The following is a 14,504-nucleotide window of genomic DNA, read 5'->3' as shown; positions in this document are numbered from 1 at the left end:
TGAACCCAAAGGGGTTGTCTGCTGAAATCCCTCTTCGAAATCCAACTCGCAGACCTAGGCTCCATTGGAGACGCAGCTTGAATATTATATATTAAATGTTACTTCCTTCATTGATTTACTCAACGTCAATTTTTGTTTAAATCCTTTGTCAGTATTATTTCCAGAGGTTCGTTCTCAAGCATTAAACATCCAGCATCTCTATACCCAAGCTTCCTATAAAAATGTTGAGCTTCTTCATTTGAAAGTGTCGAGGTCATAACCATTTCAAATCCTTTTTGTTTCATTAATTCTTCCCAATAGTGGACAACTTTTTTACCAATACCTGTTCCTCTATACTCCTCATCTATCCATATCATATTCATAAATGGTGTGTTGTCCCAGAAAAATCCGTATCTCATCCAACCTATTTCTTGATTGGATTCTCTGATTATTAGAATTTCATTTTCTTTTATTTTGGGTCTTATCAGTGTCTTATGTATGTGCTTGTCTCTTAACAAGATATACTCATAATCTGATTCAATCGCAAAATCAATCTTCATTGTAAATCCTCCCTATTCACTCATTTCATTGAATATCTTCTTGGTAACACTTAGCACTGATGTCTCATAACGTTTGTACAATACATAAGTTTATAAAGTCTTTTCAAAAATGTATAAGTCACCTTCTTCTCTAACCTTAGTAAACCCACACTTTGAATAGAAGTGATGATTCTTGACACTCCAGCTAGGAGTATCCAGCCACCATTCAGTGCTGTCTGGAAATTCACTTTCAATTTTCTCCATTACCTTCGTGCCGATTCCTTGATTTTTAAAATTTGGATCAATAAAGATTCTTCCTAGATTATGCACTTGATTACATTCTACAAATATCATTGCTCCCCCGATTATTTCTCCATTAAAGAGTATCTTGAAATATTCGCAATTTTGCATCATCTCTTCCTGCCAACTTATGGAGTCATATCCTATGGGACCAACGGTTTCATTATTATTAAAATGCTTTGATTCATCCTCAAAACTGGCCTTTTGTATTTCAGCAAGTTTTTGTGCATCATTTTTTCTAGCTTTTTCTAATGTCAGCACCAAACATACCTCCATTGTCTTTTTTATTTTTTCCGGGGTTGTTTGGTAAAATGCTTCCCCGAATTCCATCCCAGCAGGCCTAAGCTCCGTGAGGATTCGATGCTTGAATATTATGTTATCAGAAGTTACCGAACTTCTTCACTATGCATTCAAAATCAATCTGCAAATTTTTTTATCAGCGAATTTTCTTATATGGTCTTTTTTCATTTTGTAGTTTGATTATTAGTTCATATGCATCTCTTTCACTTTTCTGAGCTTTTAGTGACTCTTCTTCTGTTATTTCTATTTCTATCATTTGAACCACTATTCCACCAGCATCAAAACTAATGAATATTCCCCATCTCTTCGAATTATATCAATCCCATAATCGGCAAAGAATATATCCATATTATGGGTTCCATCCTCAAAAAAGCCTCTAAATTAGAGGCTCATATGGACGATGTTCGTTCGTGTCCCTCGACACCACAATTCAGCAATCTCCAAAATTGTTCAACCATGACCGATGCCGGATATGGCATCGAACGGGTAATCCACCATTCCAATACCCCCACTGCCGCTGAAATTAAAAATTGCACCGTAATGTCCCTGTTCATTTCCTGATCGAGGTTGATCGAATCCAGATGCTCGCACAGACTTTGCCGGAACATTGTCTCTATTTGGTTTCGAAAAACCGTACTTCCCTTGTTCGTCAGCATTATAGAGTAGAATGAAGCATGCTGCTCCAAATATTCAAACGTACGCAGTAGTGCGGTTTTGGAAGGAAGATGTAAGAAGTTATCTTCAGACATACAATTGCGTAGTAACTCGTTAATTTGAGCTTTCATGCATTGATCGCGCAGATCATACTTGTCAGCGAAATGCAAATAAACCGTTCCGCGATTGACATTCGCTTCCTCCGCAATTTGATTGATCGTAATTCTCTCGAATTCCTTTTCTGACATCAGCCTCATAAAAGCGTCAATAATGGCTTGCCTCGATTTTTGAATACGCCTGTCCATACCCATCTCCCCTTTGTATCATACAAAAAAATGAACATTTCGAAGTCCTCTGTTGAAAAATCAACAACTACGCTTGTTTTAACCATTGAACCCCATATACCACTCTGATACATTCACTTTATAAAATTTATGTTGATGATTCAACATATGTTCAATTTTAGAGGAGCCATACTCATGAAAGCTATTGTTTTACAATCTTTGGAATGACTTAATTCCCATGAATTAGGAGGGTTTTAAAATTGAAACTTACAGGAAACACCGTTTTTATTACAGGCGGCGGTTCGGGAATTGGACGTGCGTTAGCAGAAGCTCTCCACAATCTTGGAAACAAAGTTATTATCTCCGGTCGACGTAAAGAGCGTCTGGAGGAGACGATCAAAGCCAATCCTGGCATGTCCGCAGTGGAATTGAATGTACAAGATCCTACCAGCATAGAGGCGACCGCCAAGCAGTTAATCGAAGAATACCCGGATGTGAATGTCTTGATTAACAACGCCGGCATCATACAGTCCGATGACGCGGCGGGCGTAATCGATGAGGATGTTTTGATTTCGACTGTCACTACAAATTTGCTAGGCCCCATTAGGTTGACTTCTGCATTCATCGAGCATTTGAAGTCCAAAGAAGAAGCGGTTGTCATCAACACGACTTCAATACTTGGATTTGTACCATTAGCGACAACTGCTGTATACTCCGCGACGAAAGCAGCACTTCATACCTATACGCTGTCCCAAAGGTACATGCTTAAAGACACGTCGGTAAAAGTAATAGAAATTGTGCCTCCATGGGTTCAAAGCAACAACGATGAACCGCGTGCGATGTCACTTGATTCATTCATTGATGCAACAATAAAGATACTTGGCACGGATACAGATGAAGTTCTGGTGGAAGAAGCGAAAATGTTTCGAAATAACCCTGGCCCGAACGAAGGTATTTTTGTGACCCAGCTTAACGATACGATGAATTCTGAACCTCCAAAGATTCATTGATCCACCTGTAATTTAATTTTCAAAAATTTAGGCGAACATGAAGTAGACACTCAGCTCTGTCTACTTCATGTTCATTTTATTGCAACTTGCACGTGGAGTAAGAAAAAGCGCCAAGAAGTCACGTCAATGTTTCCCCCTTAAATAATTCCGTTGATTTCACATAACGTTTGGATATTCCTGAAGTTCAACAGCCCTTTGTTAGGTGATATCGGGGACATCCTCGTCAGACTTAACAGGTCGAATTTGTCCGGTGAATCCGATCCTTCGAAATGCCTCTTCCGGGCCAAAGGTCGGTCTTGTCCCAGCCAGATGCGTTGAATGCTATGTTAGATGACGTTCACTTTTTTCAAGTTAAGTAAGTAATTATTATTCTCGTTTCCATTTATGTGTTTCGAGTAGTTTTCCAGTTTCATAATAATACTTTATTACTTCAAGCATAGGAATTAATTCTATACAAATGTTATCGCAATAATTGCCTAACTGGCCACCAGCAACCAGATGAATTTCACTGTTTCCCTGTTTATCGTTCATAAGAGTATATATATTACCATCAATTGTAATAGACACTATAAAATATTCCGGTCCGCCTCCAACCAATGCTGAATCTGTATCTGATACCTCAAAAAAAACTAATGTAAATTTATCTCCATCAAGTTTTTTTAAAAAACTTAGAGTGTCTGCCCACGTAGGATTCATAACTATTTCTTCATTGAATGTGGTCCCAATCCATTCATCAATACTAATAGATTTTATCACTTTTTCTTTTCATCCTTTTTAGATGGTTTTATTTATTCGGGGGCTTTCATCTAACGATTCTGCATTCACGATCCCAGCGAATGCTCGGGTGTCCTACAGCTATCTCCTTTTCCGAAATCCTTCAGCCGAACCGAGGAGCGAATGCGACGATGCTTGGATGTCATGTTATGCAAAGTTCCATGACTTCATTGAATCTACTTACATATCCTGTTTAATTCAACATCACCATTCTCTCCATTCTTCTGTAATATCTTGATCTTCCTCAATTTCTAATCCAGCTAGTCTTGCTGCCTTATCTATAAATTCAGCCAGTTCTTCACGTTCCATCGTTTCAATAAAATAGTCGTTCTTTTCATTCAATTCATTAAACGTAATTACAATTTCTTCTACAGCCTTCATAATACTTTCAGGATGTTTAGTTTCTTGTAATAATATTAATTGGTTTAGATAGTTATCCAAGACTTTATCAGACATTAATAATTTCTCTTCCGTAAAAAGGTCATCTCCGTATTCAACCATTCTTTTGTTCCACAATTGAGTTGGTTTTTCATTAAATAGGTCCTGTAATGTCATTGGGCATATCCCTCATCTTCTTGTTTTTGTTTTAATAGATTTTTAAAATTGTTGCATAGTATTTCGCATATGAGTTTGCTTACTAACTTGCTTTTCACTTCACTTATCTAATTTTTTCTTTGATTCATCTTTTTTCATCTGTTAGTACACCCTTAATGAAAGACCAAGTCCGGTCAACATCTAGTCAGTACAATTGGCTTGGAGGGTTTATTCCCTTCTAAGTCTCAGGTAATAACCCCTCCCCCTTCGGCTCTTAACCTTTAGGTGATTTTTTACCTTCTCTTGTTGTTATTGATGTATGTCAAAAGTGCAAGAATAAATGTTCAAAATAGTAACATTAGAGTCATCGCATCTTTTACATCCATGGTCTCACTTTTCGAAGGAAAACCATGCCCACCCAAGAGTCAATTGTATCTATATTTTACCTGTATTTGCGAGTGCAAACAAGTGTTCTCATTTATTTTCTTGCATTTTTCTTTTATTCTACTTGTTATCCATCATTTCTAGCATATAACGTTTCTGTGTTCACGATGTTTCTCTGACTTATGCGAACGAAATGAGCGGCCGCCGTGCGTATGTGTCCGCCTGCCCCTCCCTGGCAATCCTCTTTGCCGGACCGAGGAACCGCCAGGCTCCGATGCGTGGATATGATGTTATCTGATGGATTGCCCATAAAAAAACAGTTCAACTTTCCCTCTATGACATAAGGCAAAGATGAACTGTCTTTAGTTCCTGTTAAAATCTCTATGCGCACAAGTAGCAACTTCTTCTCCCATCAAGCCAACAAAGCCTGAGCGATCTGATCCACAATGCCATTGATGCCTGTGGGTCCATAACAGCCAATCCATGTCGCGGCATCGACCGAGTGTATGTGCTGGCGCTCAACGGTATCAAGCATTCCCCAGACACGTTGCTCTGTTGCGGATATTCCCTCCTGCATGAGTTCATGGCTAAGCAAGAAGTAATGGCTGGCGTGTACAGCCGGTAGTCTGTCAACTGAGATGTGATAGGCCGTGTCGGAGGTATCTGCCACAAATAACGGAACAGGCAGACCTAGATCATGGTACAGCACAGCCCCTGTACGATGAGAGGCAGAATGCACGCGAACCAGAGAATCCAGCGGACGGATCAGTGCGACGCTCTTGCCTGCCAGAACGGGAGCAAGTTCTTCGGACAGCAATGTGGTTCGTCGGTTATAATCCGCTATAATACGCTTTGCCTCTTCTCGTTTGCCTGTCAGTTCACCGAACAGAGTCAGAATAGTCTGCCAGTTTTCATTGCGCTTAAACATGAGAACTGGAGCGATCCGGCTTAACTGTTCATAGTGCGGCTCATGCACCTCGGTGCAAATAATTAGATCCGGAGACAGTCGTTCCACTGCAAGCAGGTCGGGGTACTCATATGTTCCGAGTAATTCAGTATTCTGAAGTCCTGCCCTGATCGTTTGAGGGAAATGTAACACTGCATTGCCTAGTCCTACGCTACCTGCTGGAGAGAGCCCCAGCGCAAGCAAATGATCGGCATATTGCACATCGAGTACAGCGATACGTTTCGGAGATCCGATAACATAGTATTCCCCTCGCATATGGCATATCACCGAGCCTTGGGCCGACTCATATGAAGAAGCTGTGCGGTTCAGCTGCAAGGAATGAGCATAGTCTATATCTGTTTTCGAAGCGGCATCAAGCCTATAACGCAGCGGAGGGATGCCATAATATTTCTTAAACGCCCTACTGAAATAATACATGTCGCGATAGCCCATTCTGTCAGCAATTTCACCGATGGGAGCATCCGTGTGACGCAGCATCCGCGATGCACTCTCCATGCGCAACTGAATGACATACTCAGTCAGTCCGAGCTGCTTCTCTTGTTTGAATCGTCGCTGCAGCTGTCTTAAGCTGCATCCAGCAAGGGCTGCCAGCTCTTTAAGCTCCAGATTCTGGCGATAATGCGACGCTATATATGAAGCGACAACATCCACCATGTCAGACGCTTCTCCTCCCTGATCACGTTCGTAATCCATGATCAGTTCGTAGATCATGCCCTGAAGCAACGCATTGGCATGAAAACGTTCCATCCCTTCGCCACGACGCCATTTGGCAACGATTTTTTCTGCATTCTCGATCCATTCTGCTTGGGTTACCGAATTTTGCACAAATGAAGTGCGCAACGGATGTTTTCGATATGAAGGCAAAACAAGAGAGGCTCCCTCCATAGAAGAAGCCTTGTACATGATCACGATATAATAAATGTCGTCTGATCTGGCCGTCAGCGTTAAGGATGTCCCCTTAACAACATGACCAGCAAAAGAAGCTCCAATGTGGCAAACCTCACCATTCATTGCAAGCTCCCCTTCCCCTCCGTATGCCAGCAACAACACATTCGAAGTTAATTCCGTTTCGCGAAGAACACTGCCTGTCTGCAAAGTACCGCTATACTCGTCAAGCATCTTGATCGTTGTATCACTCCATAGACTTGTCTGTTCTTGTAGCGGCATTTCTCTCATCTCCTGACAATAGCATCCTTTGCTAGAGTGACTCGCATGACTGGGCTTAACCAATTAACTACAACCAGGCCTGTCAGCAAAAGTAAAATTGTTGCTGTTGTCATTTTAATTGAGATTTATTCTCATTGTCAATTTTCGGACATTTTCTGCAATATTCCCCTGACATCTGGTAATAAAAACAACAGGTGGTACGCTTGCTTTTCACGGCTGGAAAGCTGTCCTTATTTTTTGTGAACCGGGTGAACGGATTTCTTTTTACACCGAACAAATGCCCGGGCGCTCCTTGCGTCAGATATAAAAAATCTGCCTGGATGTGCTGACTTTCTTGCTCAGCATTGTCTACTTCAGGAGTATATAATGGGACAATACGTATCATGATATTCTCCCAAAGGATACTCATCGAAAGAGGAGCAATCGCAGCAAGCGTCTTTAACAGCGGTGCAAGGTGTAACGCAAACATCTCCTTTACCACCTTTTCCCGCCACACTTCCCTGTCTCCAGTTAGTGCTTCTGCCCGAAGCCCGTTCATAGCTAGAAAAGGAAAATGCGTCCCCCCCTCGTTAGCTGTGAGCGTCGGATGATAGAGAAAGCTGTTGTCTAGCCGAAAAGAAACATGCTGATGATGAACGGTCATCGCGGTCAGCAACGGAGCAATCCACAGGTAGCCGATTCGCTTAGCTAACATTGAAGCAGCTACCCTCATGTCAGGCGCACCAATATACTCTTGAAGCCAGCTTAAATACTCTCGGCATGCAGCTTCTTCATGTAGTTGGCTCAAAGCAATAATACGGACATTATCTTCAGACGGCTCACCAAGCCGAATCGAGTGTTCATCCATTGTTTGCTCCCATAAGTCAGTCGATAGATAATGGTCCATTTTAATTTGATCCCAACAGTGCTTCCGATACCTGATCTACAATAATATTAATTGCAAGTGGGCCATAATAAGCGATCCAAAGTGTAGAATTAACATCATATGCACGGTTATTTTTGACTGCATCAAGGGATTTCCATACTGAACTGCTATCCAAAGCCTCTGCCTCTGCCGCAAACAACTCATCAGACAGAACAAAATAATGATCTGCTCCAATCTCAGGAACTTTCTCCATCGAGATTTCAACGGAGGTATCATCTTTGATCTTCTGGACTAATGCAGGCATTTTTAAGCCTAAATCCTCATACAGAATGCCGCCTGTTCGATGCTCAAGACCATGAACACGAATGCCTTCTTTTCTCGGACGAATAAGTGCTACCGTTTCCTCTCCCAACTTCTCCGACAGTTTCTCCTTCAGTCCTGCAATTTTGTCCTCATAAGCCTTACGCACAGTTTCTGCCTCTGCCTGCTTACCTGTGATCGCAGCCACCGTAGCTAACGTATCTCGCCAATCCTCGTAGAAGTCAAGTACGATTGTGGGTGCTATTTTGCTTACACGCTCATACTCTTTCTCTTGAAAATCAGTCATTAAAATAAGATCCGGGTCCAATGCTACAATCGCTTCCAGATTGGGCTTGTCCCGTGTGCCTAAAACCTGTACGTCACCCGGCTTATCGCCTAAATATTCTGGAAATGTGGTATTGCCTTCAGCGATAACACTGCCTGCCGGCTGCTCGCCAACGGCTAGCAATTGATCCAGAAATTTGACATCAAGCACAGCAATTTTCTTTGGTTTCTCGTTAAGCGTATACTGACCCTTCATATGCGAGATCGTAACCGGGAAGGCTCCGGCAGTCTGAGACGCTCCATTCGAAGGCGTGTCCGTTGGAGCTGTAGCAGACTCATTGCCGCCATTTGTACCTGCTCCGGCACCGCAAGCCGTCAGTACAAGAACAAGGGCCAGCATCCAGCCCATTAAAAATCGTGATTTATGGTTAGCATGTGCCATGCTTCCGGCAGCTTGCCTCTTTGTTCCTTTATTCATGGTGAATCCTCCTTATGTATGATAATGATTTTCATTATCGAAATATAAGGCGAGTATAATATATCTCCACATCGCGTTACCATGTACTTTTGCGACATTTCAGCCGGACTAATGCGACATGTAAACCGCTATATCTTCATTTACAATTCTATCAGCTCTTTTACTAATTACTGCATAATCATCGTCTAATGTATCAAGCCAATAAAACCAAGAATCTCCCATTTTTTCTTTCCATTCATTTGGGAGTTCCGTTATTTCTAATCTAGCAACAACTATTTGATCTTCATTTTCTTCAAAAGAATATTTTTCTTTTCATTGATTTCTACCTCTTGCGTCAATGTACATTCCATATCCATTTGTTCCATTGAAACTACAACAGAGGTTTGTATGATAAATTTGTGGATGCTCTTCATTAAATTCTGAATGTGGAAACTCATAAAATGTTCCTTTGGATTCATAAGCCATATTCGGTGAAACATCTATCTTTAATACCCTTTCGTCCGCAGATATTTCTAAAACATTTTGCTTTCTCCTTTTATCAAGTATCTCCTATAACGTTCTTGTATTTATGAACCCGTTAGGGGGTGTCTGCTGAAATTCCTCTCCGAAACTCATCCCGCAGACCAAGGTTCCATCGAAAACATAGTGTAAATATTGTGTTAAGTGAAGTTCAACTTTTTTTTGAATAACCTTTTTAAATTTAATGGCTTTATGAACGAGAGAGTTTAAAGTTCTCTAGATCTACATTGAATTTGCCTTTTACCAATATGTCTAATCCCAATAATCCGTTGATATTGTGATATTTAAATGAAGTAAAATCTATGAGTACATCTCTTAAAATAAAATCTCCTACCTGTATTCCCTTGATCCCGTTTGGAAAATGCGTGTTCTTTCCCTCCAATTCCGTAACTTGTTATGATTTCGTCATCCATCCCGACCTGAATCCCAATATCATCTACTTCATCCTGTGAAATCAATGTATGGCTTGCTCCTGTGTCAATAACTATGTTATTTATGACTTTCTTTTCTCCATTAAAATGGACTGTTATTTCGGTGAACAACAGCCCATCCCTATATTCAATTTTCATTTATAGATTTCTCCTTAAACCAACATTCTTCCGAACCTTCACAATGACCTGGTCCTTAGAAGTATGATAAACCAAGGTTTTGTCTCGGCTATTCAACAACTCTCTTGTCGCTTCTTCGTCACTTACAGGACCAATCACAGCGACGTCATCTATGATTTCTTTATTTTCTATCTCTTCGAAATGAAGAATTTCAAACTTTACAAATTGATTCGGGAAGATTTGTTGTACTTCTTGCCACTTCACATTAATCCCTCCTGTACTTTTATGGTTACATTATATCATTTAATTAGAATTTCACTTAACGTTCCTGTATTCACGACCCTAGCGAATGCTGGGATGTCTGGCCTCTGCCGGACCGAGGGTACATGCCCGGTGCGTGAGTATATTGTTTAAGTAAAGTCACTTATCTTCGAGTTATATTCGTCACGATTTAGAAAAATTCTCAATATAATGTTTCATAAAAATTATATAATTATCATGACTTGAATCAATATTAAATATCTGTCTATCTGTTACACCTTTCTCTCTTACTTCTATTTTTATGTTTCTTTGGTTACGTTTAAACTTGATATCTAGAAAAACTTCTTTTATTAAACCGTGTTCTATTTGACTATCTCCCGGGAAATTAAAAATATGTTTTTCTGTACTTGCATTGAATAGTGCAACAATATCTATAAAGTCTGACACTTGTTCTTTATTTGGAACAACAAATTCATGTTCAACTAAATTCCTTACAGAATTTATTTTATTTAATATTCTAGGAGCAATAATTCCTAAGTTTTTTTAAAGTCTCTATCTTCTTAGGTACATTCCATTTTTTTGAATTTCCAAAAAAAACGAATGCAATCATCAAACAATCAATTTGGCAGTCAAGAGATCTCTTTGCATTTGAGAGAGCATTTATTAAACTGTGTTTTTCAGTTCCCGATTCTAAATCAAATTCAGCAAAGGACAAGTATTCTGAAGGCGCAACATCAAATGGTATATCTATTTCTTCATGTCCACGAGAACTCCAATAACTATTATCATTACTTAGAAAATCAATCACCTCAGAAAATTCCATAAGATCAACTCCAATTTAGTATTTAGGTGATTTCACTTAACGTTCTTGTATTCTCGAACCCGAGAACCTTAAGGCCGGCTTGACCGGGCGGGTTCGCTTGCAGACTTAGGTTCGCAGGGTTATCTGCCTGACTTCACTTCCTCGAAATGCCTCGGGCAGATCAAGGCTCCGCCAGGAGCCGCAGCGTGAATATGTTGTTATCTGATGGATCTGCCCCACATCTCCGAATTAAGACAGGACGTCGACCCACATTTAATTACTAATGTTATAATATATTTCAACTGAATATCTATTTACTCGTCAATTTCATTTAATAATTCTTTTCAATTTCCTTTTCAAGCAAAAAATATCTTCTAATTTCATCCCAGCAATCCGAAAAGATTTCTTGAATCTCTACTTCCTCTACATTGTAATCACTAGAATCTGTATATATTTTAAGTTCATCATTAGCAACGTCGAATTCAGAATTAAATATTGTATCACCCATTGGGTGTAGGCCTGAAATTTTCAAGGATAGCCCCAGAGAAACAGTTATTTCTCTCGTTTTGTCATCTTCGTAAAGAAATGCACTAATGTTGAATTTATCATCACTTCTCTCAAATATAACTTCTTCCTCCCACTCGTACTCCATTAGAAAATCCATAATTTCTTCTAATATCTTTCTTATTTCATTCTTAACCTTACTAATCCTTATACAATACGCCTCTACATCTATTTCTTTCAATCCTTCATAATCATACATTGGAAAATGTCTTCCATCATTCTCGAGACCTCTAAGATGAGCAATTATCAAGTCATTTTCAAAATCAATAATAAGCCTTTCAGGAATAAATATAAAATCAATATAATTATTACTTACTTCAGAATTAGCTCCTGAAACTTCATAAATAATAAATGTATTTGAGCTAGAGACTTCGGCCCATGGTTTTTGAGTTCCTCTTATGTCTGTACTAGATTTAATATAATCCGGAACTATTTTGCCTAAATAATTCTGCAATGATGTACTAGTAATAAATCGTTCACGTTCAACTGCTTCGGGGGCTTCTCCATTTAATGCCTTTATCAGAAAATGTGTCCATATTCCATGTTCTAGTTCTGGACTACCGTATGATTTCTCTCCACGTGAACATGACAGAAACATAGCTCTATAATTGCTTGATCGCACAAAATCGCTAAACTCTTTGGTATTCATATCAGCAATAATCTCTGCTAACTAATTGCTCATCAATATAACTCGCACATGCATCTATAAATATCAAACATTGATTACATCTTGAGTTTCTTAGTGGCTCCATTAATATTCGGTTTAGTGAAACAGTAGTTTCTTGTATATTATTTGGGTGAGTGTCCCACGTTGTTATTTTGTTATATCCTCCATCATAAAATCCATGACCAGCATAATAGAAAATAAATCGATCACTTTCAGTAAGATTTGATATCTCATATTGAAGTTCTTCATTAAGCGCGGATTTTGTCGCATCAACATCAAGCCAAAGCTTAATATTTTCTTGAGGTACTTTAAGATTATTTATAAGCCATTGTTGAAATGCTATTGCATCATTCCTCGCATAATCAACTGTCTTGATTCTAAATTGATAATTTTCCACTGCTATTATTACTGCGAATGTATTCCCATGAAATCCTGAATTCATAAAACACCACCCATGAATCTGTATAATTTCTTCGAGCAACAGGACGTTGCGAATATAATACTTTCACTCTCTCTGGGGCAGATCTTTCAGATAACGTTCTTGTATTCACGAACCCTCACTGGCTTAAGGAGCGAACGCGCCGGGTCCGACGGACTTAGCCAGTGCAGGGTTGTCCGGCTGCTTCCACTCCCCCAAAATGTCTCTGCCGGACCGAGGGCCGAATGGCCCGATGCGTGAATATTTTGTTATCTGATGCCAATGCCTTCTTGATTAACTTTCAAATGTTGCTTTGACTCGTTTTGAGTTTTTAAAATACAAAATCCATATTGATCCAAAAATAATTGTAGAGATTAAACTTGGGAGTTCATCTATTTTGTTAATTGTGAGAATGAAGTTTAAAAATCCAAATATTATAGTGATTATTTCAATTTGAATTATTATATTTGGTCCTTTCCTTTTCTTCTTCAATATAAGCACTAGAGAAACAATAATTAAGACTTCAGAAAATAAATATATTCCGACAGAAATAGTTCTAGCAAGATTCCAACCAATTGTTCCAACTAACATATAAATATAAAATTCGAAATAAAGACCTATTAAATTACTTATAAGTAGATAAAAAGAATAGATCACAAAGAGAAGCAGCCAGCCTTTAATTCCACTCATACTATTCTGAGATAATTGCATTATTGGCTCCTTAATTTTTGTCTTTTATTTGCATTGAGCATTGGTTTCAGATAACGTTGTTGTATTCACGACGCCCCACCACCTTAAAATAACTATTCAACCTTTACTTCAGCAATAAAGAAATTCTCTCCAGGTATTGAATCTCCAGCCATTCTTCTTATCATTGACAATTGACCAACATGTGTCATTGCATCTGATAATGGTCCTTGAATCAGTTTTTCGATAATTCTATCTTTGTTTGGTATTCCATTTGATTTCATTAAATTGTCTAAGTTATGCAGCTCATTAAAAAATGTCTGTACTTCGTCATTCCAGTTTCCTGATTCTTTCTTAAGTTGTACTTGGTTATCAAAAACGGATTGGGCATATCTTATGACATCAGACATGTGTGCCAAAATTTCAATTGGAGTTCTTACACCGTTACCGAGCTCATAATTCGGGTAATTACTTGGAGCATTTAGAATTGCTTTTGAACATCGATACCTGAGAGACGAGAGGTAATGTCTTAAAAAGTAAATTTCATCCATTTTTATTATCCCCTTTTCTAATTCTTCTCTTTTTAAAGGTCTACCGATCTTTCATATAACGTTCTTGTATTCATGACCTAGCGCATGCTGGGTGTCCGGCGACTGCCGGACCGAGGACGAATGTCCGATGCATGAATATTATGTTATCTGCTGTTTCTCACTTCTTTGACTAAACAGTAAGCAAGTCTTTTAACGACCATTCATTATCATTTCCGTCTTTTGAAACAAACCAAATATGAGTGTATTTTTCTGGCTTGTATATCTCATTTTTATTTCTAAGAAAATCACTCATTCCGAATATAGGAGAAGCGTTCCTAATTAAAAGCGCTATTGGATATGCAGCATCATACTTCTCTATCTTTTTTTCCTTCTGTTTCAGTAGTTCATTAAGAACCTGCATATAGCTGGCTGAATTTTCTAATCCATGCATTTCCTCAGCCGATCTTCCAAATAACATTTTAGCTTCGTCGGCATCGTAGAATAGGTGAGTTACTTCTAGACCTACTAATCCATCTTTTATGCTCTTTAAGATATAATCTGGACGCTCACGTCTCTCTATTACTTCTAAGTGATCTTCGCGATTTAAATTATATAAATCTACAAAGATGCTAACGGCAGCTTCTTCTAAGGCAGATTTTTCATCATCATGATTTTTCATTACTTCTCC

At 39.0% G+C, this 14,504-nt stretch carries 16 protein-coding genes and 1 pseudogene; 1 reads left to right on the top strand and 16 read right to left on the bottom strand.

Annotation, left to right across the window (positions count from 1 at the left end; all coding sequences use genetic code 11):
* Window positions 1–125: 125 nt before the first annotated feature.
* From ACEN8J_RS05210 to ACEN8J_RS05200, 3 genes are all read right to left on the bottom strand, one after another.
* Entirely contained in the window at window positions 126–539 is a 414-nt protein-coding gene (locus ACEN8J_RS05210) for a GNAT family N-acetyltransferase (RefSeq protein ID WP_342444393.1), read from the bottom strand.
* A gap of 90 nt (window positions 540–629) precedes the next feature.
* Window positions 630–1,079: a GNAT family N-acetyltransferase gene (locus ACEN8J_RS05205; protein ID WP_495594313.1), complete on the bottom strand. Its 450-nt coding sequence runs from the start codon at window positions 1,077–1,079 to the stop codon at window positions 630–632.
* Between the two features lie 428 nt (window positions 1,080–1,507).
* A complete protein-coding gene (locus ACEN8J_RS05200; protein WP_495594312.1) occupies window positions 1,508–2,077 on the bottom strand; it encodes a TetR/AcrR family transcriptional regulator in 570 nt (189 codons plus the stop codon).
* Between the two features lie 239 nt (window positions 2,078–2,316).
* Between ACEN8J_RS05200 and ACEN8J_RS05195 the strand changes: the two genes are divergently transcribed.
* Window positions 2,317–3,066, top strand: coding sequence for an SDR family oxidoreductase (locus ACEN8J_RS05195; protein ID WP_495594311.1), 750 nt, complete (start codon window positions 2,317–2,319; stop codon window positions 3,064–3,066).
* A 366-nt stretch (window positions 3,067–3,432) separates the two neighbouring features.
* Here ACEN8J_RS05195 and ACEN8J_RS05190 read toward each other — a convergent pair whose 3' ends face one another.
* From ACEN8J_RS05190 to ACEN8J_RS05130, 13 genes and pseudogenes are all read right to left on the bottom strand, one after another.
* Window positions 3,433–3,822: a hypothetical protein gene (locus tag ACEN8J_RS05190; RefSeq protein ID WP_495594310.1), complete on the bottom strand. Its 390-nt coding sequence runs from the start codon at window positions 3,820–3,822 to the stop codon at window positions 3,433–3,435.
* Window positions 3,823–4,044: 222 nt separating this feature from the next.
* The gene (locus ACEN8J_RS05185; RefSeq protein WP_495594309.1) at window positions 4,045–4,395 is read right to left on the bottom strand and encodes a hypothetical protein; all 351 of its coding nucleotides are present in this window, start codon (window positions 4,393–4,395) and stop codon (window positions 4,045–4,047) included.
* Window positions 4,396–5,170: 775 nt separating this feature from the next.
* The gene (locus ACEN8J_RS05180; protein WP_069010398.1) at window positions 5,171–6,892 is read right to left on the bottom strand and encodes a helix-turn-helix domain-containing protein; all 1,722 of its coding nucleotides are present in this window, start codon (window positions 6,890–6,892) and stop codon (window positions 5,171–5,173) included.
* A 109-nt stretch (window positions 6,893–7,001) separates the two neighbouring features.
* Window positions 7,002–7,778, bottom strand: coding sequence for a ferric iron reductase (locus tag ACEN8J_RS05175; RefSeq protein WP_495594308.1), 777 nt, complete (start codon window positions 7,776–7,778; stop codon window positions 7,002–7,004).
* Window position 7,779: 1 nt separating this feature from the next.
* Window positions 7,780–8,820 carry an ABC transporter substrate-binding protein gene (locus tag ACEN8J_RS05170; RefSeq protein WP_495594307.1) on the bottom strand — a complete coding sequence of 347 codons (1,041 nt, stop codon included), beginning with the start codon at window positions 8,818–8,820 and terminating at the stop codon, window positions 7,780–7,782.
* A gap of 709 nt (window positions 8,821–9,529) precedes the next feature.
* Window positions 9,530–9,908 (bottom strand): annotated as a pseudogene (locus ACEN8J_RS05165) (retropepsin-like aspartic protease).
* Window positions 9,909–10,151: a hypothetical protein gene (locus ACEN8J_RS05160; RefSeq protein ID WP_495594306.1), complete on the bottom strand. Its 243-nt coding sequence runs from the start codon at window positions 10,149–10,151 to the stop codon at window positions 9,909–9,911.
* 514 nt (window positions 10,152–10,665) lie between these two features.
* Window positions 10,666–10,971 carry a hypothetical protein gene (locus ACEN8J_RS05155; protein WP_495594305.1) on the bottom strand — a complete coding sequence of 102 codons (306 nt, stop codon included), beginning with the start codon at window positions 10,969–10,971 and terminating at the stop codon, window positions 10,666–10,668.
* Between the two features lie 310 nt (window positions 10,972–11,281).
* Window positions 11,282–12,163 carry a hypothetical protein gene (locus tag ACEN8J_RS05150; RefSeq protein WP_495594304.1) on the bottom strand — a complete coding sequence of 294 codons (882 nt, stop codon included), beginning with the start codon at window positions 12,161–12,163 and terminating at the stop codon, window positions 11,282–11,284.
* A gap of 1 nt (window position 12,164) precedes the next feature.
* Window positions 12,165–12,623: a caspase family protein gene (locus ACEN8J_RS05145; RefSeq protein WP_495594303.1), complete on the bottom strand. Its 459-nt coding sequence runs from the start codon at window positions 12,621–12,623 to the stop codon at window positions 12,165–12,167.
* 270 nt (window positions 12,624–12,893) lie between these two features.
* Window positions 12,894–13,310, bottom strand: a complete 417-nt coding sequence (locus ACEN8J_RS05140) for a DUF2569 family protein (protein WP_029515461.1) — start codon at window positions 13,308–13,310, stop codon at window positions 12,894–12,896.
* Between the two features lie 92 nt (window positions 13,311–13,402).
* A complete protein-coding gene (locus tag ACEN8J_RS05135; RefSeq protein ID WP_016324600.1) occupies window positions 13,403–13,837 on the bottom strand; it encodes a hypothetical protein in 435 nt (144 codons plus the stop codon).
* Between the two features lie 169 nt (window positions 13,838–14,006).
* On the bottom strand, window positions 14,007–14,495 hold the full coding sequence (locus ACEN8J_RS05130) for a hypothetical protein (protein ID WP_069010394.1): 489 nt from the start codon (window positions 14,493–14,495) through the stop codon (window positions 14,007–14,009).
* Window positions 14,496–14,504: the final 9 nt, after the last annotated feature.

It is taken from the genome of Paenibacillus sp. Paensp38 (genome assembly GCF_059491915.1).
Note: the sequence above shows the minus strand (reverse complement) of the source record. Positions and strands in the feature narration are given on the sequence as shown.

What these genes read in the sequence shown, in the direction of transcription:
- ACEN8J_RS05210 (WP_342444393.1), bottom strand. Translation starts at nt 539, where the DNA reads ATGAAGATTGATTTTGCGATTGAATCAGATTATGAGTATATCTTGTTA.
- ACEN8J_RS05200 (WP_495594312.1), bottom strand. Translation starts at nt 2,077, where the DNA reads ATGGACAGGCGTATTCAAAAATCGAGGCAAGCCATTATTGACGCTTTT.
- ACEN8J_RS05185 (WP_495594309.1), bottom strand. Translation starts at nt 4,395, where the DNA reads ATGACATTACAGGACCTATTTAATGAAAAACCAACTCAATTGTGGAAC.
- ACEN8J_RS05180 (WP_069010398.1), bottom strand. Translation starts at nt 6,892, where the DNA reads ATGCCGCTACAAGAACAGACAAGTCTATGGAGTGATACAACGATCAAG.
- ACEN8J_RS05175 (WP_495594308.1), bottom strand. Translation starts at nt 7,778, where the DNA reads ATGGACCATTATCTATCGACTGACTTATGGGAGCAAACAATGGATGAA.
- ACEN8J_RS05170 (WP_495594307.1), bottom strand. Translation starts at nt 8,820, where the DNA reads ATGAATAAAGGAACAAAGAGGCAAGCTGCCGGAAGCATGGCACATGCT.
- ACEN8J_RS05155 (WP_495594305.1), bottom strand. Translation starts at nt 10,971, where the DNA reads ATGGAATTTTCTGAGGTGATTGATTTTCTAAGTAATGATAATAGTTAT.
- ACEN8J_RS05150 (WP_495594304.1), bottom strand. Translation starts at nt 12,163, where the DNA reads ATGAATACCAAAGAGTTTAGCGATTTTGTGCGATCAAGCAATTATAGA.
- ACEN8J_RS05145 (WP_495594303.1), bottom strand. Translation starts at nt 12,623, where the DNA reads ATGAATTCAGGATTTCATGGGAATACATTCGCAGTAATAATAGCAGTG.
- ACEN8J_RS05140 (WP_029515461.1), bottom strand. Translation starts at nt 13,310, where the DNA reads ATGCAATTATCTCAGAATAGTATGAGTGGAATTAAAGGCTGGCTGCTT.
- ACEN8J_RS05135 (WP_016324600.1), bottom strand. Translation starts at nt 13,837, where the DNA reads ATGGATGAAATTTACTTTTTAAGACATTACCTCTCGTCTCTCAGGTAT.
- ACEN8J_RS05130 (WP_069010394.1), bottom strand. Translation starts at nt 14,495, where the DNA reads ATGAAAAATCATGATGATGAAAAATCTGCCTTAGAAGAAGCTGCCGTT.